Annotated in this window: 23 protein-coding genes; 14 read left to right on the forward strand and 9 right to left on the reverse strand. The window is 63.2% G+C overall.

All coding sequences use genetic code 11. The features are described 5' to 3' along the window. Positions 1-101 precede the first annotated feature (101 nt). The 4 genes from msbA to CSQ92_RS00705 all read left to right on the forward strand — a co-directional run bounded on the left by msbA (position 102) and on the right by CSQ92_RS00705 (position 4,989). Positions 102-1,937, forward strand: coding sequence for a lipid A export permease/ATP-binding protein MsbA (gene msbA / locus CSQ92_RS00690; RefSeq protein ID WP_070255168.1), 1,836 nt, complete (start codon positions 102-104; stop codon positions 1,935-1,937). Between the two features lie 154 nt (positions 1,938-2,091). Continuing rightward, entirely contained in the window at positions 2,092-3,222 is a 1,131-nt protein-coding gene (locus CSQ92_RS00695; protein ID WP_180276902.1) for a toxin-antitoxin system YwqK family antitoxin, read from the forward strand. A gap of 79 nt (positions 3,223-3,301) precedes the next feature. Then, the gene (locus CSQ92_RS00700; protein WP_034786664.1) at positions 3,302-3,796 is read left to right on the forward strand and encodes a MarR family winged helix-turn-helix transcriptional regulator; all 495 of its coding nucleotides are present in this window, start codon (positions 3,302-3,304) and stop codon (positions 3,794-3,796) included. 77 nt (positions 3,797-3,873) lie between these two features. Next, complete coding sequence (locus CSQ92_RS00705; RefSeq protein WP_099392965.1) at positions 3,874-4,989, forward strand: toxin-antitoxin system YwqK family antitoxin; 1,116 nt, start codon at positions 3,874-3,876, stop codon at positions 4,987-4,989. Here the strand turns inward: CSQ92_RS00705 and CSQ92_RS00710 are convergent. The 3 genes from CSQ92_RS00710 to nhaR all read right to left on the reverse strand — a co-directional run bounded on the left by CSQ92_RS00710 (position 4,986) and on the right by nhaR (position 7,776). Beyond that, complete coding sequence (locus CSQ92_RS00710) at positions 4,986-6,308, reverse strand: chloride channel protein (protein WP_070278553.1); 1,323 nt, start codon at positions 6,306-6,308, stop codon at positions 4,986-4,988. The genes CSQ92_RS00705 and CSQ92_RS00710 overlap by 4 nt on opposite strands. An 86-nt stretch (positions 6,309-6,394) precedes the next feature. Next, positions 6,395-6,802: a LysR substrate-binding domain-containing protein gene (locus tag CSQ92_RS28960; protein ID WP_180276903.1), complete on the reverse strand. Its 408-nt coding sequence runs from the start codon at positions 6,800-6,802 to the stop codon at positions 6,395-6,397. A gap of 74 nt (positions 6,803-6,876) precedes the next feature. Next, the gene (gene nhaR, locus CSQ92_RS00720) at positions 6,877-7,776 is read right to left on the reverse strand and encodes a transcriptional activator NhaR (RefSeq protein ID WP_099387097.1); all 900 of its coding nucleotides are present in this window, start codon (positions 7,774-7,776) and stop codon (positions 6,877-6,879) included. A 159-nt stretch (positions 7,777-7,935) separates the two neighbouring features. Here nhaR and CSQ92_RS00725 point away from each other — a divergent pair, with 159 nt between their 5' ends. Beyond that, on the forward strand, positions 7,936-8,898 hold the full coding sequence (locus CSQ92_RS00725; RefSeq protein ID WP_034786370.1) for a TerC family protein: 963 nt from the start codon (positions 7,936-7,938) through the stop codon (positions 8,896-8,898). 66 nt (positions 8,899-8,964) lie between these two features. Beyond that, a complete protein-coding gene (locus tag CSQ92_RS00730) occupies positions 8,965-9,366 on the forward strand; it encodes a TerB family tellurite resistance protein (protein ID WP_099392966.1) in 402 nt (133 codons plus the stop codon). A 6-nt stretch (positions 9,367-9,372) separates the two neighbouring features. Here CSQ92_RS00730 and CSQ92_RS00735 read toward each other — a convergent pair whose 3' ends face one another. Continuing rightward, entirely contained in the window at positions 9,373-9,726 is a 354-nt protein-coding gene (locus CSQ92_RS00735; RefSeq protein WP_034786368.1) for a YnfA family protein, read from the reverse strand. Between the two features lie 89 nt (positions 9,727-9,815). On the opposite strand from CSQ92_RS00735, the gene CSQ92_RS00740 reads away from it, so the two are divergent. Next, positions 9,816-11,084 (forward strand): glycerate kinase type-2 family protein, encoded by a 1,269-nt coding sequence (locus tag CSQ92_RS00740; protein WP_099392967.1) that lies wholly within the window; start codon positions 9,816-9,818, stop codon positions 11,082-11,084. On the opposite strand, the gene CSQ92_RS00745 is transcribed toward CSQ92_RS00740, so the two are convergent. Further along, the gene (locus tag CSQ92_RS00745) at positions 11,085-12,101 is read right to left on the reverse strand and encodes a zinc-binding alcohol dehydrogenase family protein (protein WP_099392968.1); all 1,017 of its coding nucleotides are present in this window, start codon (positions 12,099-12,101) and stop codon (positions 11,085-11,087) included. It abuts the gene before it with no gap. Positions 12,102-12,196: 95 nt separating this feature from the next. On the opposite strand from CSQ92_RS00745, the gene CSQ92_RS00750 reads away from it, so the two are divergent. Then, positions 12,197-13,111 carry a LysR family transcriptional regulator gene (locus tag CSQ92_RS00750; protein ID WP_034786365.1) on the forward strand — a complete coding sequence of 305 codons (915 nt, stop codon included), beginning with the start codon at positions 12,197-12,199 and terminating at the stop codon, positions 13,109-13,111. A 43-nt stretch (positions 13,112-13,154) separates the two neighbouring features. On the opposite strand, the gene CSQ92_RS00755 is transcribed toward CSQ92_RS00750, so the two are convergent. Further along, positions 13,155-13,532: a c-type cytochrome gene (locus CSQ92_RS00755; protein WP_099392969.1), complete on the reverse strand. Its 378-nt coding sequence runs from the start codon at positions 13,530-13,532 to the stop codon at positions 13,155-13,157. Positions 13,533-13,790: 258 nt separating this feature from the next. On the opposite strand from CSQ92_RS00755, the gene CSQ92_RS00760 reads away from it, so the two are divergent. From CSQ92_RS00760 to CSQ92_RS00770, 3 genes are all read left to right on the forward strand, one after another. Continuing rightward, complete coding sequence (locus CSQ92_RS00760) at positions 13,791-15,335, forward strand: DUF1800 domain-containing protein (RefSeq protein WP_099392970.1); 1,545 nt, start codon at positions 13,791-13,793, stop codon at positions 15,333-15,335. Positions 15,336-15,355: 20 nt separating this feature from the next. Then, positions 15,356-16,555 carry a DUF1501 domain-containing protein gene (locus CSQ92_RS00765; RefSeq protein WP_099392971.1) on the forward strand — a complete coding sequence of 400 codons (1,200 nt, stop codon included), beginning with the start codon at positions 15,356-15,358 and terminating at the stop codon, positions 16,553-16,555. Positions 16,556-16,644: 89 nt separating this feature from the next. Further along, complete coding sequence (locus tag CSQ92_RS00770) at positions 16,645-17,805, forward strand: AI-2E family transporter (RefSeq protein ID WP_099392972.1); 1,161 nt, start codon at positions 16,645-16,647, stop codon at positions 17,803-17,805. Positions 17,806-17,911: 106 nt separating this feature from the next. Here the strand turns inward: CSQ92_RS00770 and CSQ92_RS00775 are convergent, their stop codons facing one another. Beyond that, positions 17,912-18,136, reverse strand: a complete 225-nt coding sequence (locus CSQ92_RS00775) for a hypothetical protein (RefSeq protein WP_010396348.1) — start codon at positions 18,134-18,136, stop codon at positions 17,912-17,914. Positions 18,137-18,278: 142 nt separating this feature from the next. On the opposite strand from CSQ92_RS00775, the gene CSQ92_RS00780 reads away from it, so the two are divergent. The 3 genes from CSQ92_RS00780 to CSQ92_RS00790 are packed head-to-tail and all read left to right on the forward strand — an operon-like array spanning position 18,279 to position 20,785. Next, a complete protein-coding gene (locus CSQ92_RS00780; RefSeq protein WP_257219090.1) occupies positions 18,279-19,037 on the forward strand; it encodes a phosphatase PAP2 family protein in 759 nt (252 codons plus the stop codon). Between the two features lie 11 nt (positions 19,038-19,048). Next, positions 19,049-19,957 (forward strand): diacylglycerol/lipid kinase family protein, encoded by a 909-nt coding sequence (locus CSQ92_RS00785; RefSeq protein WP_099388511.1) that lies wholly within the window; start codon positions 19,049-19,051, stop codon positions 19,955-19,957. Between the two features lie 9 nt (positions 19,958-19,966). Next, positions 19,967-20,785, forward strand: a complete 819-nt coding sequence (locus CSQ92_RS00790) for a metallophosphoesterase family protein (protein ID WP_034786361.1) — start codon at positions 19,967-19,969, stop codon at positions 20,783-20,785. 120 nt (positions 20,786-20,905) lie between these two features. Here CSQ92_RS00790 and cls read toward each other — a convergent pair whose 3' ends face one another. Both cls and CSQ92_RS00800 read right to left on the reverse strand, forming a co-directional pair. Further along, positions 20,906-22,282 carry a cardiolipin synthase gene (cls, locus tag CSQ92_RS00795; RefSeq protein ID WP_370385374.1) on the reverse strand — a complete coding sequence of 459 codons (1,377 nt, stop codon included), beginning with the start codon at positions 22,280-22,282 and terminating at the stop codon, positions 20,906-20,908. Between the two features lie 11 nt (positions 22,283-22,293). Beyond that, positions 22,294-24,405, reverse strand: a complete 2,112-nt coding sequence (locus CSQ92_RS00800; RefSeq protein WP_099394537.1) for a site-specific recombinase — start codon at positions 24,403-24,405, stop codon at positions 22,294-22,296. Between the last annotated feature and the right edge of the window lie 215 nt (positions 24,406-24,620).

Consider the following 24,620-nt stretch of genomic DNA (forward strand, 5'->3'; position numbering starts at 1 on the left):
TGCATTTCCCTTGCCGGTTCTGCACCGGCAAGGTGCGACTTTCTCATAAGTAAGTGTTGCAGCGGTTAGAATCACGCTTTACCCTCACTTTTCTCACCTGCATGCAGCAAAGTCGCCTCCTGTTTTTCCGCCTGGCCGGCCAGTTTCGCCGCTATGGCGCCATCGTTGCCGCCACCTTGCTGGCCGTGGGCGTGGCGTCCGCCACCGATGTGTTGTTAATCCGCCAGTTGCAAAACGTCGTCGATGCCATGCGCGCGACGGCCAGCACGCAGGTCGCGCCCGTGTCCGGCGTGATGGGCATGTTGCAGGGCTGGGTCGACCGTTTCTTGCCGGCACAGGCGGGGCAGGTGGACCTGTGGGTGATTCCCGCCACTATCCTGGGCCTGGCCGTGCTGCGCATGGTGTCGAGCTTTGCCGGCGATTATGGTTCCGTCTGGCTATCGAGCCGGGTACAGGCCGACCTGCGCGAAAAGATGTTCGCCACCATCATGCGCCTGCCCAGCCGCTTTTTCGATACCACCACCACCAGCCTGACGCAGTCGCGCGTGGCGTTCGACGCCAGCCAGGTGTCGCAGGCGGGCTTGAACGTGCTCAACGTGATGGTGCGCGACTCCGTCGCCACCGTCGGCTACCTGATCCTGCTATTCAGCATCGACGTGAAACTGGCCCTGTTCTGCATGGCCTCGATGCCCATCGTCGCCATCGTCGTGACCCTGGCGGGACGCCGCATGCGTCACCTGAGCAAGAGTTCGCAGCAAGCCGTGGGCGAGCTGACGTCCGTGCTGGACGAAAGCATAGCCGGCCAGCGCGTCGTGAAAATCTTTGGCGGGCAAGATTATGAACAGGCGCGCTTCGTCGACGTGGTCAAGCGCAACCGCCAGCTGGCCGTCAAGCACGCGGCTACCTCGGCCATGAATTCCGGCTTCATCATGATGCTTGTCGGTATTACCCTGTCATCCGTGATTTACTTCGCCATGCTGCGCGCGCAAAGCGGCGCCATCACGCCGGGCGCCTTCGTCGCGTTCATGGGCGCGCTGATGGCCATGCAGTCGCCGATCAAGAATCTGACGAAGATCAATGAGCCGCTGCAGCGGGGCCTGGCTGCGGCCGAGTCCGTTTTTGGTTTGATCGACACGCCGCTGGAACCGGACCCGGGCACAGTGGCCCCGGCCGCGGTGCAGGGCAATTTGTCCTTGCAGAACGTGCATTTCCGCTACAACAGCGACGATCCCGATGCGCCCACGGCCTTGAGCGATATCACGCTCGATATCCGCGCCGGTGAGACGGTGGCTCTGGTGGGCGGTTCCGGCGGCGGCAAGACGACCTTGCTGGGCTTGTTGCCGCGCTTCTATGACGTCAGCGGCGGCCAGATCCTGCTCGACGGCGTCGACGTGCGCGACTACGCCTTGCTGGCCCTGCGGCGCCAGTTTGCCCTCGTCAGCCAGGATGTGATCCTGTTCAACGACACGATGGCGGCGAATATCGCGTATGGCGACCCGGCCCCGGACCAGGACAGGATCGAAGCATCGGCGCGCGCCGCCTACGCCCACGACTTCATCATGCAGTTGCCGCAAGGCTACGACACGCAGGCGGGGCAGAACGGTTCGCGCCTGTCGGGCGGACAACGCCAGCGCCTGGCCATCGCCCGCGCCCTGTACAAGGATGCGCCGATTTTGCTGCTCGACGAAGCGACCAGCGCGCTGGACACGGAGTCGGAGCGCTCCGTGCAGGCCGCGCTGGAAGTGCTGATGCGCAACCGCACCACCATCGTCATCGCCCACAGGCTGTCGACCATCGAAAGCGCCGACCGCATCGTCGTCATGCAGGGCGGGCGCCTGGTGGAATCGGGCAGCCATGCGGACTTGCTGCAGCAGGGCGGCGCGTATGCGCGCCTGCATGCGAGCCAGTTGTCGCCCGTCAAGGATGCCCTGGGCTGACGCCTGGCCCATCCTGCGCCTGCCCATGCGCCAGGCCGGAGCCGGACCAGCAGGTCCGTCCCGGCCTTTTTTCATGGGGCGGCAATCGTGCCTGTGGCGACCGGCGCTTGCCTTTATGATGGCAGCCGCAAAGCAACATGAACAATGGAGCAACATGAAGAATCAACAGACAATGCGCTGGCTGCTGGCCGCCGCGCTGGGTATGAGTACGGCCTTGCCGCTGGCGGCACAGGAAGATACGCCGTCGCCGGCAACGGCTTCCCATCACGCGCAAGAAGAGGACAGGACCATGTATCTGGATGAAAATTTCATGCCCAGCAACGAGCGTCGCGCCGTGTATGCGCTGCGCACGCCGCCCGTGCGCGACGAGGCGCTGGGCGCCTGGCATGTACGGCTCGAATTTCCCGATACGCCGGGCGTGCTGGCCTTTGAAACCTATGCCACGGACCTGGACTTGAGTCAGGTCAAATTCGTGAAGTTTCGCAAGTACTACCACGAGAATGGCCAGCTGCTGCGTGAAACCTATTTCAATGCTCAGGGCGAGGAGCTGCTCGGCGGCTCCGTGTACTTCGAGAGTGGGCAGGTCCAGCAGCGGGTGACCGCCTTGCCGAACGGGCGCGACAGCATATCGGAAACGTATCACCAGAATGGCCAGCTGATGAGCCGCACGCTGTATCACGGCGACGAGATGGCCGATGGCGAGCAAGTGTCGTATGGCGCGAACGGGGCCGTCAGCAACCGCTCGTATCGACGCCATGGCCAGATGGATGGTGTGGAGGAATCGTTTTATGCCGATGGCAAGCTGTTCCGGAAGGGGCGGTACGTCGATGGCCAGCGCGAGGGCGAGTTCGTCATGTACGCGCAGGATGGCAAGGTGCTGGCCCGGACCGTCTGGGTGCACGGCCAACCCGACGGCTGGTCGTTTGAAAGCCATGGCAATGGCGTCGTGTCGAACAAGACGCTGTACCAGAAGGGTGCCGTGCTCAGCTTGCAAACGTGGGCCCCGAATGGCCGGCCCGTGTTTGCCTGGCAAAAAGACGCGCAGGGGCGCGACCACGGCGACACGACGGATTGGCATGCCAACGGTGCGCGCGCCAGCGTGACCCCGTTTGTCGAAGGCCAGCGCCACGGCTTGCTGCAGACGTGGTACGACGATGGCAGCCTGCGCCAGATCGTGCCATATGAACATGGCAAGAAGCACGGCATCGAGCGCCACTGGGACAAGGCCGGCAAGCTGCTGCTGGAACAGGCATGGCAAGCCGGAGAGCCAGTTTCCATGCGCTAGGAGTCGTCCGCCTTTGCAGGTATCATGCAGGGATTCCGGCCCGCCAGCAGGCGTGAAGCCGGCGGGATAACTGGAGGCAATGGTGGTGGAAGCGGAAGTATCGGCGATGGCCAGGGCGCAAGGCATGGCCTTGCAAAACATGCGCGTCGTGATGCGCGCGGCGCAGCGCCACTCGGCGCAGATCGAGAAGCAATGCGGCGTATCGGGCGCGCAATTGTGGGTGATGCAGGAATTGCTGGAGCGGCCGGGCTTGCGCATGGGCGAGCTGGCCAGCAAGATGTCGATCCACCAGACGACGGCCAGCAACCTGGTTGAGGCGCTGGTCAAAAAAGCCTATGTGCGCAAGGCGCGCGACCAGCCCGACCAGCGCGTGGTGACCCTGACCCTGACGGCGGAAGGGCAGGCCGTGATCGCCGGCGCGCCGCAGCCGGCGCGCGGCTTGCTGCCCAGCGCGCTGAGCCAGCTCGATGCCGACAGCCTGGCGCACCTGAACCAGGGCTTGAGCGCCTTGCTGGCCGTCGTCGCTCCCGATGACAGGCAGGCGGGCATGCAACCGTTTCCGTTCACCATGTAATCACTGGCAAGCGTGCGGCTGGACCGCCGCGCTTGCCATTATCATCGGCGCTGTCGCACCGTTGATGAAAGCACGCATTGAAGATATTCACTTCCGTTTTGCTGGCCACCGTCCTGGCCGGTTCTTCCACCATTTGCATGGCCAATGAGTTGGCCATGCCGGCCTTGCTTTCCGGGCAATCGCCGGCCTCCCTCTATTTCGACGCGGATTACCAGCCCGCTGCGCCCGCTGCGGCCATGTACGAGCAGCGCGCACCGTTGCACCACGATGCAGCCCGCCAGGCCTGGCATTGGCAGCTGCATTTCGCGCAGCCGCCGGGCAAGCTGCACATGGATGCCTGGCTGCTGGGCACCGACGTGGCGTCGCCGCGCTACACCGGCCGGCGCAGCGTGTATTTTGCCGATGGCCAGCTGGGCCTGCTGGAAGAGCGCAATGGGGAAGGAGACTTCGATGGCGTGACCGTCGCGTACTATGCGGACGGCACGGTGAAAAGCCGCAAGGCTTACCGCGCAGGCGAGTACGAAGGCTTGCATAGCCACTATCATGCGAATGGCCAGCTGAGGCATGCATTGCTGTATCACGCGGGCCAGCCCGCCGATGGCGAATTCCTGAGCTTTGACGAGCATGGCCAGGTCAGCAACCGCGCGCATTTCGTCGATGGCGTGCTGACCGGTGAAGTGACGGCGTTCCATCCGAATGGCAGGCTGGCCGAGCGGGGACCGTATCTGGACGGCCAGCGCAACGGCCTGCACCAGGCCTGGTGGCCGGACGGCCGTGAAATGTCGCGCCTCAATTTCTTGCATGGCAAGCCGCAGGGCTGGTCGCTGCTGTATTTCGCGAATGGCCAGCTGGACCAGAAAAACCTGTTCGAGGATGGCGTCATGCTGAGCACGCAAAGCTGGCGCGATGATGGCACGCCGCTGCGCCAGCGCCAGCAGGATGAGCAGGGCCGCGCGCAGGGCGAGGACAGGCAATGGCATGCGAACGGCAAGCTGGCCCGGCTCGCTTCCTACCATGATGACGTGCCGCATGGCGCGTGGCGGGAGTGGCATGCGGACGGCTCGCCCCGCCATGCCGTGGATTATGTGCACGGGCGCAAGCAGGGCCTGGAACGGGCCTGGGCCGGCGACGGCACGCGCACCATCTGCGAGTGGCAGGATGGCCGCTTGCTGCGTGCCTGCCGTAATTTCTAGCTTGCTGCCGCTGGCAACCGTTGCAATTGCAGCTGCGCCAGCGCCCCGTACAGCGGTTCGCTGAGTACGCGCGACACCGTGCTGGCGACGACGGCGCAGGCCATCAGGCTCAGCACCATGCCGTGGCCGTCGACCATTTCCATGACAATGATGAAGGCTGTCAGCGGCGCCTGCGTGGCGGCGGCCAGGAAGCCCACCATGCCCAGCGCGATCAGGGCCGGCGCGTGCGGGTAGTGCAGCAGCACGGCGATATCGTGGCCAATGCCGGCGCCGATGGCCAGGGACGGCGCGAAGATGCCGGCAGGCACGCCCGACCAGACGGTCAGCCACGTCGCCACATACTTGAAGGCAACAAAGGCGGGGGAGGCGTCACTGGCGCCTTCCAGCATGGCGCGCGTGGCCACGGTGCCGCTGCCGAACGTGGCGCCGTGGCTGGCGATGCCGATGGCCGCCACCAGCACGCCGCAGACGGCGGCGAACAGCACGGGTCGGCCCTTTCTCCATGCAGACAATTTTCCCAGCGGATTGCCCCGGGCGGAGGCCAGCAGCAGCCGGGCGAACAGGCCGCCCGCCACGCCCGCGACCAGGGTCACGAGCAAGCCTGGCAAGGCCAGCGCCAGGCCGATGGGGCCGGGGTGGATGATGCCGAAGTGGGTGGCGTTGCCGTGGATCGACACGGCCATCATGCCGGCCAGCACGATGCCGGCCACGATCAGGCCGCTGTTGCGTTGTTCCGGCGAGCGTGACAGTTCCTCGATGGCAAACATGACGCCCGCCAGCGGCGTGTTGAAGGCGGCCGCGATGCCGGCCGCGCCACCGGCCACCAGCAGGGAATGGGCGCTCACCTGCGAGTGACGGGGCAGCCAGCGGCGCGCGGCCAGCATCACGCCGGCCGCGATCTGCACGGACGGCCCTTCGCGTCCCAAGGACAATCCCCCCAGCAAGCCGCCGGCCGTCAGGCAGATTTTCGCGGCACTGAGTTTCAACGAGACAAACAAGGAGCGCTGCTCGGGCGCCACGGCAGGGTCCAGGGTGGCCATCACCTGCGGGATGCCGGAACCGGCCGCGCCCATCGCGTAGCGGCGCGTCAGCCAGACCAGCACGGCGGCGCAGGCCGGCGTCCACAGCAGGGCGAACCACCAGGCCTTGCCGTTAAAAAAGAGAAACAGGTCCAGCGCTTCTTCCGCCAGCCACGTAAAGCCCACGACGACGAGGCCCGCGATGGCGGCCATGCCGACGACGACGGCGCGCGACCACCATAGGCGCGGGTTGGCAAATTCATGCTTGAAGGCAGAGGGAATATCGTGCAAGTGCTTCATTGCGGCAAGTCCAGGAAGGGGCGCGCAGGGCGTCGGGGAGACTTGCCATTATATAGATGTATTTGTTCAAATGTATTTCCTGTGCCTTATTTGTGGGCAAGAGGCGACAACAGCTTCGCCTCGACCAGGAAATCGACGAGGGCCCGTACTTTCGGCGCCAGGTGCGGTCCGGACGGCCACAGCAGCCAGCAACTGTGGGCTGGATGGCCGGCGATCGCGTAGTCCCTCAGCACCTCGACCAGGCTGCCGTCGGCGAGCGCGCCGCGCACATGAAAGTCGGGCAGCCAGGCGATGCCCAGGCCTTGCCGGGCGAAGTGCAGGCGTGCTTCCACGTTGTTGCATACCATCGACAAAGGCAAGTCCGTTACCGGCGCCTCGGCTTCCTGGTGCAGTTGCCATTGTTCGATCTTGCCGCTGTGGCGGAAGCGGTAGTGCAGGCAAGTATGGTGTTGCAGATCAAGAGGACGGCGCCTGTCGCCGATGGATGCCGCCACCGTGTTGCGCGCGCATGCCCTGCTGGAGCGGGGCGGGCAGCCGGGAAAAATCGTCGTCAGCGATTGAATCCGCCTTACACGAACAGCTCGTGCCGCGCGCTCTGGCTGATGGCGATGGTGGCCGGGTGGCTCAGGCGCCGTTCCGTGGTGATCGCGTAGACTTGCTCGACGAGGCTGTCGACCCGGCCCAGCGCCACCACGGCGTACTGTTCGCAGACCTGGGGCGCGATCACGGTGGGCGCAAAGAACAGGCCGGCGCCGGACTGGCCGAAGGCTTTCATCATGGCGCTGTCGTCGAACTCGCCGACGATGCGCGGGTGCAGCTTGTTGTCGCCCAGCCACTGCAGCAAGCGTCCGTAAATGGCGAAGTCTTCTCCGGGCAGCAGCAGCGGCGCGCCATCGAGGCATTGCGGGAAGCTCCCCGTCAGGGTGGCGGCCAGCGCTGGCGTGCCGAACAGGGTCATGCCGCTTTCGCCCAGCAAATGGTTAAAGCCGCGCACGCTCAAGTGGGCCGGCATGGGACGGTCAGCCATGATCAGGTCGAGCCGGTGCACGGCCAGGTCCGCCAGCAGGCTGGCCAGCCGGCCTTCGCGGCAAATGATGCGCAGCGGTTCAGCCAGTCCCAGCGCCGGCGCGACGAGGCGGCAGGCGATCAGTTTCGAGACGGAATCGGCGCAGCCGACGCGAAACGTGGTCGTCGTCGTGCGCGACTGGTCGCGCACGATTTCCAGCAATTCATCGCCCGTGCTGAAGATGCTCTCGGCATGGCTGAGGATGCGCCGGCCCGTGTCCGTCAATTCCAGCTGGCGCCCGCTGCGGCGGAACAGTTCCACGCCCAGGGTGTCGGCAAACTCGCTGAGCTGGCCGGAAATCGATTGCGGCGTCAGGTGCAGCTGCTCGGCCGCGCGGGCGATACTGCCCGTCTTGGCCACCATCCAGAAATAGCGCAAGTGCTTGAAGTTGAGTGTCGACATGGTATTCCCCGGCAGATTAATACATCGAATTTTTCGATGTATTCTTAAATTATATTCGATTTGTTCGATGTTTATATTCGGACTATGATGGCTGCTCAATTCATGCAAGGAGAGTGCCATGGACTTCAGGATACAAACAGAGCATTGCGGAGGCCGCCGATGAACGGCCTGGAAAGTATTGCGACGGCCCCCATGTGGGCCGGCTTCATCGCCTTTGTCCTGGTGATGCTGGCGCTGGACTTGTTCGTCTTTGGCGGCAACAAGGCGCACAAGGTCAGTGTCAAGGAAGCGGCGACATGGTCGCTCGTGTGGGTCAGCCTGGCCCTGCTGTTCAACGGCGGCCTGTGGTGGTATCTGAACGGCACGGCCGGTCCCGAGATCGCCAACCAGAAGGCGCTGGAATTTTTCTCCGGCTACCTGATCGAGAAAGCGCTGTCGGTCGATAACGTGTTCGTCTTCCTGCTGATCTTCAGCGCCTTCCAGGTACCGATCCAGTACCAGCGCCGCGTGCTGATCTATGGCGTGCTGGGCGCGATCGTCATGCGCGCCGTGATGATCATGGCCGGTGCATGGGTGGTGAGCGAGTTCAGCTGGGTGCTGTACCTGTTCGGCGCCTTCCTGTTGATTACAGGCATGCGCATGCTGGTGGCGGCCGATGCGGAACCGGACGTGGCGAACAACCCGGTGCTGCGCTTTGCCCGCCGCCACTTGCGGGTGGCCGATGGTGACCATGGCGAGCGTTTCTTCGTGGCAAAGGGTGGCTTGCGTTATGTCACGCCGCTGTTCCTGGTGCTGATCCTGATCGAGGTGACGGACCTGGTATTCGCGGTCGACTCGATCCCGGCGATTTTCGCCATCACGACGGACCCGTTCATCGTCTTCACGTCGAACCTGTTCGCCATCATGGGATTGCGGGCCCTGTACTTCCTGCTGGTGGACGTGGCTGACCGCTTCCACATGCTCAAGTATGGCCTGGCGATGGTGCTGGTGTTCATCGGCGCAAAGATGCTGATCATGCCGTGGTACCACGTGCCGGTGGAAGCATCGTTGCTGGTGGTGGCAGTCCTGATCGTGTCGAGCTGCGTGGCCAGCGTGTTCATCACCCGCAGCGACAAACAGTAAAACAGCAGTACGGCGCGCCCCGCACGGCGGTGGCGCGCTTTTTAAACTCACAATGGAAAAGAGATTATGCGTACGTATGAAGTAAACAGTCCCCAGGCAGCGGGACGTATCCTGGCCCTGATGATGGTGGTCGACGGCAACCTGGCCAGCGCCGAGCTGCAAGCCATGCACCGCAGCAAGATCCTCGAGCATATCGACCTGGCGCCGGCCGCCTTCCAGCAACTGCTGCAAGACTTGTGCGACGACATGCTGACGTCGACCGTGCATGGCGCCGTGCAGCTGGCCCATGGCGTGATCGACAGCCTGCTCGATGAAATCGATGACCCGGACCTGCGCCGCAAGCTGTTGCAAGCCATGTGGAAGATCGCCGATGCGGACGACTGGCTGGCCGATGGCGAAGCCGTCTTGCTGGCCCGCGCCAGCGCGGCATGGTCGGCGGAAACGAACTTCCGCGCGCACGCCGCGTGATGCGCATCAAGCCGTCTTGTGTCCCATCGCAATGACGGCGGCGCCGGCCAGGGCCAGGCCCACGCCGGCGATGTCCGTCCAGGCCGGCGTGACGCCGTCCACCAGCCACAGCCATCCCAGGGCCGTGGCGATATAGATGGCGCCATACGTGGCATACACCCTGCCGCTGGCGGCCGGGTGCAAGGTCAGCAGCCAGACGAAGATCAGCAGGCTGACGGCGGCCGGCAACAGCAGCCAGGCGCTGCCCTTGTTGCTCAGCCACAGCATGGGCAGGTAGCAGCCCAGCAGTTCGGCCACGGCCGTGACGGTAAACAGCCCGAAGGTGCGGGCCAGTCCAGTCCATTCAATTGCATCGTTCATTGCATTCCTGTTTTTACCGTCGAGCAGCCATTGTAGCTGCCAGGTCGCCGGCCCTGCTATGATCGGGACCGGATCCCGGAGGAAACAAAATGACGACCACCCCAGTGCCACGCGCCTTGCTGCAAGCCATGTTCCAGGCCGCCATCGAAGCGGCCCAGCCATCGCACTGCATACCGCCCCATCTGCCGCCCGCGCCCAAGGGGCGTTTGATCGTCATCGGCGCCGGCAAGGCGTCGGCCGCCATGGCGCAAGCCGTGGAACGGCACTGGCCGGGGCCGCTGTCGGGCCTCGTCGTCACGCGCTATGGCTATGCCGTGCCGTGTGAGCGCATCGAGATCGTCGAAGCGTCGCACCCGGTGCCGGACCAGGCTGGCATGGAGGCGGCCCGGCGCATGCTCGGCCTGGTTGACAACTTGCAGGCCGACGACACGGTGCTGTGTTTGATTTCGGGCGGCGGCTCGTCGCTGCTGGCCTTGCCGCTGGAGGGCATCAGCCTGGAAGACAAGCAGGCGCTGAACCGCGCGCTGCTGGCGTCGGGGGCCACCATCGGCGAAATGAATTGCGTGCGCCGGCATTTGTCCGCCATCAAGGGCGGGCGCCTGGCAGCCGCCTGCCATCCGGCGCAAGTCATCACTTTGGCGATTTCCGACGTGCCCGGCGACAAGCTGGGCGATATCGCGTCCGGCCCCACGGTGGGCGACGCCACCACGTGCGAGGACGCGCTGGCCATCGTGCGCCGCTATGGCATGGACTTGCCGGAAAGCATACGCAAAGTGCTGGAAAGCGGGCGCGGCGAATCCGTGAAACCCGACGATCCACGCCTGGCGCGCACGCACACGACCCTGATCGCCACGCCGCAGATGGCGCTGGAAGCGGCAGCCGCCGTGGCGCGCGCTGCCGGCGTCACGCCGTATATATTGGGCGACAGCCTGGAAGGCGAGGCGCGCGACGTGGGCAAGGTGATGGCCGGCATCGCGCTGCAAACGGCCGTGCGGGGCCAGCCGTTTCCCGCTCCGTGCGTGCTGCTGTCGGGCGGCGAAACGACCGTCACCGTGCGCGGCAACGGCCGTGGCGGGCGCAACGTGGAATTCCTGCTGGCGCTGGGCATCGCGCTCGATGGGCACGAGGGTATCCACGCGCTTGCCGGCGACACGGATGGCGTCGACGGCCAGGAAGACATCGCCGGCGCTGTTCTGGCGCCCGACACCCTGCAACGGGCCTGGACCCAGGGCATCAAGCCCCGCGACAGCCTGGACGACAACGATGGCCACGGATTTTTCCAGGCGCTGGGAGACAGCGTGGTCACGGGCCCGACATTGACGAACGTCAATGATTTCCGGGCCATCCTGATTACCTGATTACTGGAAACCTTCCAGCACAATCTTCCCTTTTGCCGTATTGCTTTCCAGCAGGGCATGCGCGCGCTTCAAATTCGCCGCGTTGATCGTGCCGAAGCGCTCGGCCAGGGTGGTCTTGATGATGCCCGCATCGACCAGCTGCGCCAGCTCTTCCAGTAGATCATGCTGCTTGACCATGTCGGCCGTCTGGAACAGCGAACGGGTAAACATCAGTTCCCAGTGCAGCGACACGCTCTTGCCCTTGAACTTGCGTACGTCGATGTGCTCGGGGTCGTCGATCAGGGCGAACTTGCCCTGCGGCGCGATCAGTTCCACGATCTGCTCGAAGTGCTTGTCGGTCTGGTTCAGGCTGATCACATAATCGACGGGCGGCAAGCCCAGGCGCGTGATTTCTCCCGCCAACGGCAGGCTGTGGTCGATCACGTGGTGGGCGCCCAATTCCTTCACCCAGTCCGCAGTTTCCGCGCGCGATGCCGTGCCGATGATGGTGACACCCGTCAATTGCCGCGCCAGCTGCACCAGCACGGAGCCGACGCCGCCGGCTGCGCCGATCACGAGCAGCGACTTGCCCGTCAAACTCTTGTCGCGGCTGAGCTGCAGGCGGTCGAACAGCAGTTCCCAGGCCGTAATGGCCGTCAGCGGCAGGGCGGCGGCCGGGGCAAAGTCCAGGCTGGCGGGCATGTGGCCGGCGATGCGCTCGTCGACCAGCTGGAATTCGCTGTTGCTGCCGGGGCGGTTGATGGCGCCCGCGTACCAGACTTTATCTCCCACCTGGAACAGGGTCACGTCGGGGCCGACGGCGGTGACGACGCCGGCTGCATCCCAGCCCAGCACTTCCGGCTGGCCCTCTTTCGGGGCGCGGTTCTTGCGCACCTTGGTGTCGACGGGATTGACGGAAATGGCGTGCACGGCGACGAGCAGGTCGCGCCCCGTGGCGACGGGCACGGGCAGCTCGATGTCGAGCAGGGCGTCGGCATCCGTGATGGGCAGGCTGTGGTGGTAGGCGATGGCTTTCATGTGCTTCCTCGTTGGGTGGATACCGTATGATGGCGGCAATGCCGTCCTGGAAACAGGGGGTACGTACCGAAACACTTTCAAAGGAATGCTGAAAATTGCTGCGACTCGATGACTTGCAGGTATTTGTGCGCACGGCCGACCGGGGCAGTTTGTCGGCGGCCGCGCGCGAGATCGGCATTTCGCCCGCGCTGGCCAGCGCCGCCGTCAAGCGCCTGGAAGGGGAGCTGGGCTTGCGTTTGCTGGCCCGCACGACGCGTTCGCTGAGCCTGACGGCGGAAGGCACGCAATACCTGGAACACGCGCGGGAAGCCTTGCGCCTGCTGCGCGCAGGCCACGATGCGCTGCTGGCCGGCAAGGACAGTTTCGGCGGAACCTTGAAAATTGCCATGCCCTCCGATCTGGGCCGCAACCTGATGCTGGGCTGGCTGGACGAATTCCAGTCGCGCCATCCGAAACTGCACTACCAGCTCAGCGTCAGCGACCGGGTGGCCGACATGGTGCGCCAGCAAGTCGACGTGGCCATCCGCTATGGCCAGCAAGACGATTCAAGCATGGTCGCCATGCCGATCGCGCCCGCCAACGACCGGGTGCTGGTGGCGTCGCCCGCCTACCTGCGCGAACATGGCCCCCTGCTGGCGCTGGAAGATTTGTCGCAGCGTAATTGCCTGCGCTTTGCGCTGGAAGACGGCTTGCACGACCGCTGGACCTTTTACCGCCTGCCCCAGCGCGAGCAAGTGACGGTGTCCGTGAGCGGCAACCGCAGCGCCGACGACGCCGACCTAGTGCGGCGCTGGGCCGTGGCGGGGCTGGGCATCGCCTACAAATCACGGCTCGACGTGGCGGGCGACCTGGCCGCCGGCCGCCTGCAAGCGCTGTTGCCCGGCGTGGCGGGCGAAGCCACGCCCTTGCACCTAGTCTGCACGCACCGGGCGCAGGTGACGCCGCTGGTGCTGCAGCTGCGCGATTTCCTGCGCGACCAATGTGCGGAGCTATTGAAACAGCATGATTGACGGTGGATTGCTTATTGCGATGTTCCCGCCGCTCAGCCCGATTTCATCGATTTTTTAGAATCACGTCACTCATGTATTGATTCAAATCGCGAAAATCCTTCACCCGCCAGGCATATGGCGCGATCTTGACGCCATTCTCTTTCAAGGTCTTTGGAATCAAATCGCCATTCGGACGGAGGATGACCGACGATACAATCACGCCCGGATAATCTTTCAGGCGTTTTTTGAAAGAGGCGGTTGTCAGGTCCGGCGTGGGAGGATTGCTTTTATTCGCCAATGGCCCGGTTCCCTTGATCTCTGCTCCATGGCACACGGCGCATCTCTGTACATACAGCGTTTTCCCGTTGAGATTTTCCGCGAAGGAGGATGGTGTTTGAATCAGCGATAACATTCCGAATGCAGCGATAAATAATATTTTCATCTATTTTTAATATGACTTTTGTATGGATAATGTCCGGTTCGAGAGAAAATACGCAGCTGCCATTGCAATACGCCATTCTCCCGATAATATTTTATCCGAGATTATTCATTCGTAATGGTACGCGCGGCACTCTTGCCGGCGAAAGGTTGGCCTGAAAACTATCGCGCTGGATTACAACTCGTTGCAAATGGCAATCATGCGCAGGTCAACCTGGGCGTACCCTCAGGCATTCTGCATGAAACCGCTTGAAGGACTGCCATGACTCCGAACCGACTGTTGCCGACGACCTTGATTTCCCTGCTCTTGCTGGCCGGCTGCGCCGCAACCGGACCTGCCGTCCAGCCCGGTCATCGCGCGCAAACCAGTTCCGCGCAGGACATCGCCATGCTGGAACGGGTCAGCTGGGGCGTGAACGGGGGCAGCGTGCGCCAGGTGCAGGCGCAAGGCTGGAATGCCTACTTGCAGGCGCAGTTGCATCCAGGAAAAGCGGCCTTGCCGCCGGCCATCGCCGCGCAAATCGACGCCATGACCATCAGCCAGGTGCCGCTCGATCAGTTGGTGTTTTCTATCGAGCAAAAGCGCAAGGAGTCGGCCGGCGTCATGGATGACATGGCGAAGCAGCAGGCGCAAAAGGAATACCAGCAGGAATTGAACCGCCTGGCGCGCGAAGCGGCCACGCGCTCACTGTTGCTGGACGTGTATTCGCCGAACCAGTTGCAGCAGCAGCTGAGCTGGTTTTGGCTCAACCATTTCAGCGTGCACCAGGGCAAGCACAACTTGCGCGCCATGGTCGGTGATTATGAGGCGAACGCCATCGCGCCGCACGCGCTGGGGAAATTTCGCGACTTGCTGGGCGCCACCGTCCACCATCCAGCCATGCTGCGCTACCTGGACAATGAAGCCAACGCCGCCAAGCGCATCAATGAAAATTATGCGCGCGAGCTGATGGAGCTGCACACTCTGGGCGTCAACGGCGGCTACAGCCAGGCGGATGTGCAGGAACTGGCGCGCATCCTGACGGGCGTGGGCGTGAATTTGGGCGCGGGCACGCCGAAGGTGAAACCGGCGCTGCAATCGCAATACGTGCGCCGGGGCTTGTTTGAATTCAATCCAAACCGCCACGATTACGGCGATAAGCAATTCCTGGGGCAAACGGTGAAGGGCAGGGGATTGGCCGAGCTCGATGAAGCGCTGGACCGCCTCAGCCGCAGTCCGGCCACCGCGCATTTCATCAGCGGCAAGCTGGCCCAGTATTTCGTCGGCGACAATCCGCCCGCGCCGCTGGTGGCGCGCATGGCCGCTACCTTCCAGCAGAGCGATGGCATGATCGCCGACGTGTTGCAAACCATGTTCAGCAGCCCGGAGTTCAAGCAGTCGCTGGGCAAGAAATTCAAGGACCCCATGCATTATGTGGTGTCGGCCGTGCGCCTCAGCTATGACGACAAGCCCATCCTGAACGCGGGGCCCATGCTGAGCTGGCTCTCGCGCATGGGCCAGCCCCTGTACGGACGCCAGACGCCGGACGGCTATCCGCTGGCGGACGCCTCCTGGGCCAGTCCCGGCCAGATGACGACGCGTTTCGATATCGCCCGCACCATCGGCTCGGGCAGCGCCGGCCTGTTCAAGACGGATGGCCCGCAGCCGCAGGAAAAAGTGGCCTTCCCGCAACTGGCCAGCGCCCTGTATTACCAGTCGCTGCAGCCAGCCTTGAGTCCGGCCACGCGCCTGGCACTGGAGCAGGCCGCCTCGCCGCAGGAGTGGAATACCTTCCTGCTCTCGTCACCCGAAATGATGCACCGCTAAGTTGAAACCGGAGGATTGCCATGAATCGTCGTGACTTGTTAAAAGCCGTGGCCGCCGCGCCCTTGCTGACTCATGCGGGCAGTCTGCTGGCCGCACCGGCCACGGATGCGAAGCTGCTGTTCGTCTTTTTGCGCGGCGGCTATGATGCGAACAACTTGCTGGTGCCGGTCGGCAGCGATTTTTACTATGCGGCGCGGCCGAATATCGCCATTGCGAAACCGGGTGAGGAAAACGGCGCGTTGGCCTTGAACGCTGACTGGGCCTTGCATCCAGCCTTGCGCGAGACCATCTATCCCATGTTCACGGGCGGCGAGGCGGCCTTCATCCCGTTTGCGGGCACGACGGATTTGACGCGCAGCCATTTTGAAACGCAGGATACGATCGAGCTGGGGCAAGAGATCAACACGCGCCGCGACTTCCGTTCGGGTTTCCTGAACCGCCTGGTACAGACCTTGAATGGCAGCAAGGCCAATCCGCTCAATCCCGCCATCGCCTTCACGGACCAGCTGCCGCTGATCTTCCAGGGCGGCGTGCAAGTGCCGAACATGGCGCTGCGTTCCGTGGGCAAGTCGGGCATTGATGCGCGTCAAAGCCAGATCATCGCCGCCATGTATCGGGGCACGCCCCTGCAGCAACCCGTCAGCGCGGGCTTTGTCGTGCGCGACGACGTGACGAAGGAGTTGACGGGAGAGATGCAGGCGGCCAACCGCAACGCCATCAGTACCAAGGGCTTTGAACTGGAAGCGCAGCGCATCGCCCGTTTGATGAAGGATAAATACAACATCGGCTTCGTCGATGTGGGCGGCTGGGATACGCACGTGGGGCAGGGCGGCGCCAGCGGCTACCTGGCGGGACGTTTTGACGAGCTGGGACGGGGGCTGTCAGCGTTTTCGCAGGAAATGGGCGGCGCCTGGCGCCATACCGTCGTGGTGGTGGTCAGCGAATTTGGCCGCACCTTCCGCGAAAACGGCAACCGCGGCACGGACCATGGCCACGGCAGCGTGTTCTGGGTGCTGGGCGGCGGCATCAAAGGCAAGCAGGTGGCGGGCGAGCAAGTGGCGATTGCGCAGGAAAACCTGTTCCAGAACCGCGACATGCCCGTGCTGAACGAATACCGGGCCGTGCTGGGCGGCTTGCTGCGCCGCACGTTCGGCTTGACCTCGGCGCAGCTCGACCACGTGTTTGCCGGCGTGAAACCGGCGGAGCTGGGCCTCGTGTAAATCGGTGAATCTCCGTGTTACGCTACGCCTGCGCAACTGGCGCGTAGCGAAAACCGGCGGCTTGTGGCGCCGGGCACGAATGGAGTGGCATGAACGATACCCAGCGCGATATTGTCAGCGCAGGCTTTTCCCTGGCCCTGATCGCCGTGACGGCCTTCGTCATGCAGCGTTTCTTTTTACCGCTCGTGTGGGCCGGCATCCTGTGCGTGGCCACCTGGCCCTTGTACCTGCGCGTGCGCGCGGCGCTGGGGCAGCGCCCCATCATCGCGGCGGCCGCGCTGACCCTGGCGTTCGCCTGCATCTTCATCATTCCCGTGCTGTTCGGCGTGGCGCAGGCGGCGCGCGAAGTGCCCGTGCTGGCCAATTTTATCGTCCATGCGAATGCCGACGGCTTGCCCGTGCCGCACTGGGTGGCGCATATTCCGCTGGCCGGCGGCGCCATCGGCGACTGGTGGCTGGCCACCCTGAGCCAGCCGCACGGCCTGGGCCACTTCTTTGCGGGCAGCGCCGTGGGCGGCTTTCATTCCGCGCGCGACATGCTCAAGGTGCTGGGGGCGGACGTGTTCCATCGCCTGGTCGACTTCGGCCTGGCGTTTTTATGCCTGTTTTTCTTTTACAAGGATGGCGAAGCGCTGACGCGCCAGATCACGGCCGTCGGCAGCCATTTCCTGCGCCCCGAACGGTGGGGCCGGTATGCGCAAAAGATCCCCACGGCCATCCGCGCCACCGTCAACGGCCTGGTACTGGTGGGCCTGGCCGAAGGCGTGCTGATCGGCATCGCCTATGCGATTGCCGGCTTGCCGTCGCCCGCCCTGTGGGCCTTTGCCACGGGCATCCTGGCCATCATCCCGTTCGGCGCGCCGCTCGCTTACCTGTGCGCGGCCGCCTTGCTGGTCTTCCAGGGCAATGTGGGCGCCGCCATCGGCGTGGCCGCGTGGGGCACCGTGGTGCTGTTTGTCGCCGACCACTTCGTGCGCCCCGGCATGATCGGCAACGCTACCCGCTTGCCCTTCCTGGCCGTGCTGTTCGGCATTCTGGGCGGGGTGGAAACCCTGGGCCTCGTGGGCCTGTTCATCGGCCCCGTCGTGATGGTGCTGTTTGTTACCTTGTGGTACGAAGCGAATGCGACTGACCGCGTACCGCCGGCGACCATGCCTTCCAGCACAGCTGCCGATGCAGGTGCCGACGCACTTGCCGGCACAGTTGCTGAAACACCTGCCAGCCCGGCCGCGCCGGAACGCACACAGTAGTGAGGGGTCGGTCAGCGTGCCGCTGGCCGGTACTGAGGCGTTCCCGGCGTGGCCGGACGGAGCTGACTTGATAACAGGGTGCGAACACCTTGTTTTAAAGTCATTCTTAATGTGCCTTGGATAAAATGAGGAGCCAACGGCGCATCAGCAGCACTTCAACATAACCCGGCTCGATGCCCGTACCGCACTCGATCAAGGGATTGACGGTGTAGTAGCGCTTGCGGAAGTCGCGGCAGACGAGGATTTCGCGCTTGCCCATGCGGACGAGGAAAGAGCTTGGGGCGTATTCCAGGCCGAACCGTGAGCCAAAACCGCTATTCAATGTTGCCATGACAATTCCTTTGAGGGAGATGTGTTGAACGAGTCATCAGAATAGCATAAGTACTGTATGAATACACAGCTACTGTATGAATAAACAGTATTTTTTTTGCTGGTGTGGTTTTTTTGATCAGCACCAGGAACATGAAAGAGAGATGAGTTTGCAAGAGAAAAATGACATGGGCATGACCACGGGCTTTACCACGAAACTGCGCCGCTTCGTCGAGGCGCGCCTGTCGCCGGAAGGCGAGCTGGGCCTGCATATGACGGTGGGCGTGGCGCTGATGCTGGTAGCCATCGTGGTGTTTCACGAAATCGCCGAAGCCGTCATGGGCATGGCCCGGATCACGGTGATCGACTTGCAGGTGGCGCACTGGTTCAACCAGCATGCCGTGCCGTGGATCACCAGCTGCCTGCTGGTCGTCACGCACATGCATGGCGTGGTCGGCGCCATCACCCTGGCCGTCTTGCTGGGCTGGTATCTGCACCGCAAGGGCGCCGATTACTGGCTGTTTACCCTGGTCATCACCATGCCGGGCGTCATGTTTTTGAACCTGCTGCTAAAGTACATTTTTGTCCGCGCGCGGCCCAGCTTTGACGAGCCCATCTTGCAGACGGCCCTGAGCACGTACAGCTTTCCCAGTGGCCATACGGCCACCTCGACAGCCCTGTACGGCTTGCTGGCCGCCTACCTGATTTGCCAGACGGCGCCGGGCGCGTGGGGCAAGCGCATCGCCATCGCGCTGGGAGCTTTCCTGATGGCGTCACTCGTGGGCTTCAGCCGCATTTACCTGGGCGCGCATTACCTGAGCGATGTGCTGGCGGCCATGGCCGAAAGCTATGGCTGGCTGGCCATCTGCATCGCCGGCGTGTCGACCCTGCGCCGCCGCCGGCATATCCGGCAAACCAAATAAGGGGTACGATCCTGAGCAAGATTGCAGTCATCATCAATGCGGGCGCCGGTTGCGGCTATGCGCCCGACTGGGCGCAGCAGCTCGAAGCGGCTTTTGCCGCCGTGGGACTCGACGCCGCCATCACCCTGGCGCAAGGCGGCGCCGACATGATCGCCACGGCTGAGCAAGCCCTGCGCGATGGCGCGCCCATCGTCGTGGCCGGTGGCGGCGACGGCACCATCAATGCCGTCGCATCCGTCGTTGTCGGCAGCGGCACGCCGTTTGGTGTCTTGCCGCTGGGCACGCTGAACCATTTCGCCAAGGATTTGAATATCCCGCTCGACCTCGATGCGGCCATTGCCAATGTAGCGCAGGGCGTGCGGCACCAGGTCGACGTGGGCGAAGTCAATGGCCGCATCTTCCTGAACAATTCCAGCCTGGGCCTGTATCCCGATATCGTGCGCGACCGCGAAAAGCAGCAGCGCCGGCTGGGACGGGGCAAGTGGCTGGCCTTCAGCTGGGCGCTGGTGGCCGCGCTGCGCCGCTACCCATTCCTCAGCGTGCAATTGAAACTCAACGACGCCGTGCATGCGCGGCGCACGCCTTTCGTCTTCATCGGCAATAATGAATACCTGATGGAAGGCTTGAATATCGGCGAGCGCGAGCGGCTCGATGGCGGCCAGCTGAGCTTGTACGTGGCGCAGCGTCCGGGCCGCCTGGGTTTGCTGAAGCTGGCCTTGCACGCGCTGTTTGGCAAGTTATCGCAGGCCAAGGATTTTGACGTGTTGACGGCCACCGACCTGGAGATTGCCACGCAACACCGCCGCCTGCGCGTGGCCACCGATGGCGAAGTGACCGTCATGAATACGCCGCTGCATTACCGCATCCGCACGGCCGCGCTCGATGTGATCGTGCCGGCGCCCGTACCCGCAGCCAGCTAGGAGAACGCCATGCGTACCATCGTGCATTTGTCCGACTTGCATTTTGGCAGGGTCGATGCTGACCTGCTGGCGCCCCTGCGCGCGCTGGTCGAGCGCCTGGAACCGGACGTGGTGGTGGTCTCGGGCGACCTCACGCAGCGCGCCCGCAGCGCCCAGTTCCAGGAAGCACGGCATTTTCTCGACAGCTTGCCGGGGCCGCAGATCGTCGTGCCGGGCAATCATGACGTGCCACTCTACAACGTCGTTTCCCGCTTCCTGACGCCGCTGGTGAAGTACCGGCGCCATGTCACGGACGATTTGTCGCCCGAATATGTGGATGAGGAAATCGCCGTGCTGGGCATCAATACGGCCCGCTCCATGACGTTCAAGGATGGCCGCATCAGCCACGAGCAGATCGATTTCCTGCGTGAACGCCTGGGCAGTTTGCCGCCCGGTTTGACGCGCATCATCGTCACGCACCATCCATTTGACTTGCCCGAGCACTTCGACGAGGATGACCTGGTGGACCGCGCCCCGCAGGCGCTGCAAATGTTTTCCGAATGCGGCGTGGATCTGCTGCTGGCCGGGCACTTGCACGCCAGCGTGGCGGGCAACACGGCCGAGCGCTACAAGATCGCCGGCTACGCTGCCCTGATGGTGCAGGCGGGCACGGCCACGTCCACGCGGGGCCGGGGCGAGTCGAACTCCTTCAACGTGCTGCGCGTGGAAAATAGTTGTATTCGCGTCGAGCGCTACAGCTGGAATGAGGACAGCGCCGACTTTGAAAAGGTCAGCACAGAAGCGTTCGAGCGCCAGGGCGGGGTGTGGGCCAGCTTGCGGCCGCTGTAGGTCGGATGAGCGGGGCAAGGCCCCGCGTAATCCGACGCTATTGTTGGCTTTGGTAATAGCTGTGGTGATGTCGGATTACGCTGCGCTAATCCGACCTACGCCTGTTTGGCGGCGACTCTCTTAGAGCCAGTAGTTCATGAAGCGGGCCGCCCACTCCTTCATGCGGTCGGCAATCGGCCGCGTTTCCCATTTCGCCCTGGTGATTTCTTCCGAGTCGCGCAAGTCTTCCTGGAAGGCGTTTTCCATCTCCCTGCCGAAGCTGTCGCCCAGCACAATCACGTTCAGTTCGCTGTTATGCAGGAAGCTGCGCATGTCGATGTTGGTCGAGCCCACTGTCGACCAGGCGCCGTCGATGACGGCCGTCTTGGCGTGCAGCACGGCCAGTTTCAAGTGGAAGATGCGGATGCCGCCGGCCAGCAGCTGGTCGTACAGGGCGTGTCCTGCATGGAATACGAGGCCGCTGTCGGACACGCCCGGTAGCACGACGGTGACGTCCACGCCCCGTTTCGCGGCCGCGATCAGGGCGTCGACCGTCTGCTGGTCGGGCACGAAATAGGCGGACGTGATGTGGATGGATTTCTTGGCTTCCTGGATGGCCAGGATATACGCCTTGTAGATCTCGAAGCCGCCCTCCGGCTCGCTGGCCACCACGCGCACCAGCTTGTCGCCCACTTCCGACAAGGTCGGGAAATAATTAGCGTCCGGCAAGTCGGCCTGGTCTTGCTGGGCCCAGGTGCGGATGAACAGCCACTGGAAGGCGGCCACGGCCGGGCCTTCCACTTTCACATGGGTATCGCGCCAGCCCACGTCCTTCTTGTCGGTGGGTTTCGATTTCGAGCGGAACAGCGAGCTTTTCGCATAGGTATCGCTGATATTGATGCCGCCCGTAAATGCCATCTTGCCGTCGACGATCAGCACCTTGCGGTGGTCGCGGTTGTTGATCTTCCAGTCGTCGCCCTTGAGCTTGGCGGGATTGACGGGGTTGAAGGCCACCAGGTGCACGCCGGCCGCGCGCATGCGGTCAAAGAACGCTTGCGGCACGCCGAGGGTGCCCACGCTGTCGTAGATGACGTTGACCGTCACGCCCGATTGCTGCTTTTCGATCAGCATGTCGGCAAATTTGAGGCCCAGCGGATCCTGGTCGAAGATATATGTTTCCAGGTTGATGCTGTTTTTCGCTTCGCTGATGGCCTGGAACATGGCGGCCATGGTTTGCGGGCCGTCAAACAGCAGGGTCACCTTGTTGCCCTTGATCAAAGGCACGCCCGTGGCCGCCTCTTCCAGCGCCGCCTGGGTTTTCAAGTCCATGCCGGACTTGGCCCAGCGCTTGTTGAGCAGGGCGGCGCGGCTGTTGACGTTCAGCACGGCGCCCTTGCCCGTGATCACCTTGGGCTTGGCCACCGGCTCCAGGGTGGTGTTGAGGTTCTTGACATTGGGCAGCGAGGCGCATGCAGCCAGGGTCCAGCACAGCAGTAGGGCGGTGAGGCAGGGTTGCATGCGCCGAGCGGTCATTTTTGAGCCTTGGTGGTGGGTGACAGGTTTGCCGACTCATCGGCCAGTGCCAAAGGTGGCGGGTTTTTTGAACCGAAGAAGAAGACGATGGGCGACCGGAGGAAGCGCTTGCCCAGTATCTTCAACAATTGCATGCCGTGCTTGAAGCGTACCTGGCGCGAACGCAGGGCCACCCACAGGGCCAGGCCGAAGCTGACCAGCAGGTTGGCCGTGCCGATGGCGAAGATGCCCGACAGCGACTTGACGGCCAGTTGCCAGCTCATGTTGTGGTCCAGGCCCACCAGGGCCGTGGCGAAGTTGGCGGCCGAGAAGGTGATGTGGCGGATGTCGATAGGCAAGCCGATCAAAAAGCCCAGGGTGCCGATGGAGCCGAGCAGGATACCGAAATAGAAGTTACCCATCAGCCCGCCCAGGTTATTTTCCAGGTACAAACCCAGCCGTTGCAGGCGTTCCTGGCCGATCACGCGGCCCAGGCCGCGCAATTGCGCGATGCGCTGCGCCCAGCGCGTGTACAGGGCCTGGTTGTCATAGTAGCCGGAAATCAGGCCGGCCACGAACAGGCATACGCCGGCGATCATGGCGTAGAAGATGGCGGGGCTGCCGATGGGGTCGATATCGTGCAGCAAATGCATGGCCTTCTCGGGCGTCACCAGGTTGTGTCCCGTAATCGCCTTGTAGCCGAGCGCGATCAGCCAGGCCGTGGGAATGGCGGTCGCCAGGTTGCCCAGCACGGCCATGTTTTGCGTGCGGAAGACCTTGTTGATCAGTTCCGCCATGCTGTCGAGGTCGATATTCCTGCCATCCTTGCTGTGCAGGCCGGCGGCGATGCGCGACGCCGTCATGGCCGGCTGCTTCGTGGCCACCGTGAAATGCAGCAAGTGGATGAACATGAAGCCGATCGAATAATTCATGCTGAACATGAACGCTTCGACCAGCGGCGCCGAGCGCAGGTAGGACATCAATATCTTGAACAGGGCCATGAAGCCGATGATCACGCCCGCGCCCGCGGACGAGAGGAACATGGCGCCCATTTCGCGGCGGTTTTCCGCGATGTAGTGCTCGCCCGTGCGGCTGGCGTTTTCCGTCACATTGCGCGCCAGCAAGTTGATATTGTCGGAAAACAGGTCGCTGACCTTGTACTTGTGGTTGTGCGCGCGTATCAGTTCCAGCGCCAATCCGACGGCGCCCGCGCGGCGGCGGCTGACGGGCTGCGGGTACAGCAAGTCTTGCGTGGCGTCGACCGTGATGGCGGCGATGTCCACGTTGTTGGAGGCAGGCAGCTCGCCGCTCGTGTCGACGAGGAACAGCAGCTTGCGCAGGCGCTCGATGCTTTGCGCCAAGGCCACCAGCAGATAGGTGAGGGGAATGCTGGTGCCCTGATACAGCGCCTTCTTGCGGATCTTGGCGATGACGGCGTCGCACTGGTCCAGCATCACCAGCAAATGGCGCGCGTCTTCGATGTGCTCGATGTCGCCGTGCAGCAGATTCGTGTAGGCGTCCAGGTAGGCGTTCACTTCCGTGTTCTGCACCATGAATGGCGACTGGAACACTTCGATTTCGCTGTGGAAACGCGTCAGTTCCGGCTCCAGGCCCATGGCGCAGACCCGGTAGGACAGGGTGCGGATGGCGTCGAGCATGCCTGGCAGCATGATATTGCCATCGCCTACGGCCAGTTCGATCTCGTCGCTGGTCAGTACGTCGAACAGTTCCAGCCAGTCCGTGGCGGGCACGTTGCTGATCCACAAATAATCGGTTTTCAGGTACAGCACCTGATCGAGCGCGTCGTTCAGATATTCGTCGCCGAGGGCGGGCGGCAGCATGCGGTAGGCGATGCGGCGTTTCAATTCCGTGAAGAAACCGCTGTTCGACAGCACGCCGATGTCGGTGTACAGGCTGGCGTGGCGGCGCGCGGCCAGCACGCGCAGCACGTATTCGTGCAGGGCGCGCGCTTGCGCGGGGTTACCTTTGAGAAGCTGGCGCAGGGTGCGCACGTTGGCAATCGCGGTAGCGCTGTCGTGGGAGCGCTTGGGACGCAGTGAGTTGAATAATTCCACCAGCAAGTCGATATTGCTGGAGTTGGGGTCAATGCGTTCGAGGATAGCTAGCATGCAGAAAAAACGGGCGAGCCGCTGTCGGTAAAACCAGTAGTGTACCGCCTGCGTCAAATCGCGCAACGTTCGCCACCGAACATTGCTTTACGGCAGGGCCTGCATTTAACGCCATTTTGCCGCAAATTAGCTGAATCATGGTCAATCTTGCGTGTTGTCAGTGTGCGACTCTTTTCCTGGGCTAAGCTGAAGTTTCTGTTGTACAACGCACGGAC

Origin of the sequence: Janthinobacterium sp. BJB446 (assembly GCF_002735655.1) — a bacterium.
In the GTDB taxonomy this organism is placed as follows: Bacteria; Pseudomonadota; Gammaproteobacteria; order Burkholderiales; family Burkholderiaceae_D; genus Janthinobacterium; species Janthinobacterium lividum.

What these genes read in the sequence shown, in the direction of transcription:
- CSQ92_RS00770 (WP_099392972.1), top strand. Translation starts at nt 16,645, where the DNA reads ATGAACGATACCCAGCGCGATATTGTCAGCGCAGGCTTTTCCCTGGCC.
- CSQ92_RS00725 (WP_034786370.1), top strand. Translation starts at nt 7,936, where the DNA reads ATGAACGGCCTGGAAAGTATTGCGACGGCCCCCATGTGGGCCGGCTTC.
- nhaR (WP_099387097.1), bottom strand. Translation starts at nt 7,776, where the DNA reads ATGTCGACACTCAACTTCAAGCACTTGCGCTATTTCTGGATGGTGGCC.
- CSQ92_RS00735 (WP_034786368.1), bottom strand. Translation starts at nt 9,726, where the DNA reads ATGAACGATGCAATTGAATGGACTGGACTGGCCCGCACCTTCGGGCTG.
- cls (WP_370385374.1), bottom strand. Translation starts at nt 22,282, where the DNA reads ATGCAACCCTGCCTCACCGCCCTACTGCTGTGCTGGACCCTGGCTGCA.
- CSQ92_RS00800 (WP_099394537.1), bottom strand. Translation starts at nt 24,405, where the DNA reads ATGCTAGCTATCCTCGAACGCATTGACCCCAACTCCAGCAATATCGAC.
- CSQ92_RS00740 (WP_099392967.1), top strand. Translation starts at nt 9,816, where the DNA reads ATGACGACCACCCCAGTGCCACGCGCCTTGCTGCAAGCCATGTTCCAG.
- msbA (WP_070255168.1), top strand. Translation starts at nt 102, where the DNA reads ATGCAGCAAAGTCGCCTCCTGTTTTTCCGCCTGGCCGGCCAGTTTCGC.
- CSQ92_RS00760 (WP_099392970.1), top strand. Translation starts at nt 13,791, where the DNA reads ATGACTCCGAACCGACTGTTGCCGACGACCTTGATTTCCCTGCTCTTG.
- CSQ92_RS00700 (WP_034786664.1), top strand. Translation starts at nt 3,302, where the DNA reads ATGGTGGTGGAAGCGGAAGTATCGGCGATGGCCAGGGCGCAAGGCATG.
- CSQ92_RS00755 (WP_099392969.1), bottom strand. Translation starts at nt 13,532, where the DNA reads ATGAAAATATTATTTATCGCTGCATTCGGAATGTTATCGCTGATTCAA.
- CSQ92_RS00710 (WP_070278553.1), bottom strand. Translation starts at nt 6,308, where the DNA reads ATGAAGCACTTGCACGATATTCCCTCTGCCTTCAAGCATGAATTTGCC.
- CSQ92_RS00730 (WP_099392966.1), top strand. Translation starts at nt 8,965, where the DNA reads ATGCGTACGTATGAAGTAAACAGTCCCCAGGCAGCGGGACGTATCCTG.
- CSQ92_RS00790 (WP_034786361.1), top strand. Translation starts at nt 19,967, where the DNA reads ATGCGTACCATCGTGCATTTGTCCGACTTGCATTTTGGCAGGGTCGAT.
- CSQ92_RS00745 (WP_099392968.1), bottom strand. Translation starts at nt 12,101, where the DNA reads ATGAAAGCCATCGCCTACCACCACAGCCTGCCCATCACGGATGCCGAC.
- CSQ92_RS00775 (WP_010396348.1), bottom strand. Translation starts at nt 18,136, where the DNA reads ATGGCAACATTGAATAGCGGTTTTGGCTCACGGTTCGGCCTGGAATAC.
- CSQ92_RS00695 (WP_180276902.1), top strand. Translation starts at nt 2,092, where the DNA reads ATGAAGAATCAACAGACAATGCGCTGGCTGCTGGCCGCCGCGCTGGGT.
- CSQ92_RS00780 (WP_257219090.1), top strand. Translation starts at nt 18,279, where the DNA reads ATGAGTTTGCAAGAGAAAAATGACATGGGCATGACCACGGGCTTTACC.
- CSQ92_RS00765 (WP_099392971.1), top strand. Translation starts at nt 15,356, where the DNA reads ATGAATCGTCGTGACTTGTTAAAAGCCGTGGCCGCCGCGCCCTTGCTG.